This is a genomic window from Lentzea kristufekii, assembly GCF_033949925.1.
Lineage (GTDB): Bacteria > Actinomycetota > Actinomycetes > Mycobacteriales > Pseudonocardiaceae > Lentzea > Lentzea kristufekii.
This window is the reverse complement of the sequence record NZ_JAXAVV010000101.1, coordinates 1-406: the sequence shown is the minus strand read 5'-3', so window position 1 is coordinate 406 and position 406 is coordinate 1. Positions and strand designations below refer to the sequence as shown.

At 60.6% G+C, this 406-nt stretch carries 1 protein-coding gene; it reads left to right on the top strand.

The genetic code is table 11. The annotated features are described in order from the left end of the window. A partial coding sequence (locus tag SK571_RS46260) for an FG-GAP repeat domain-containing protein (RefSeq protein WP_319990448.1) occupies window positions 1–406 on the top strand: 406 nt, incomplete at both ends.

The window sequence follows — 406 nt, the reverse complement described above, 5'->3', positions numbered from 1 at the left end:
GGGCCAGCGTCTCATCACGGCTGGTGATTTCAACGGTGACGGTAAGACGGATGTCGCGGCGATTTCGGCCGATGGCACGATGGAGCTGTACACCGGGAACGGTGCTGGTGGTCTGGGTTACAGCAATGCGATGAGTGGTCCGGGGCATTGGGCGGGTCAGAAGGCGATCACTTCTGGTGATTTCAACGGCGACGGTAAGGCGGATGTCGCGGCGATTTCGGCCGGCGGCACGATGGAGCTGTACACCGGAAATGGTGCTGGTGGTCTGGGTTACAGCAATGCGATGAGTGGTCCGGGGCATTGGGCGGGTCAGAAGGCGATCACTTCTGGTGATTTCAACGGCGACGGCAAGGCGGACGTTGCGGCGATTTCGGCCGATGGCACGATGGAGCTGTACTCCGGAAAT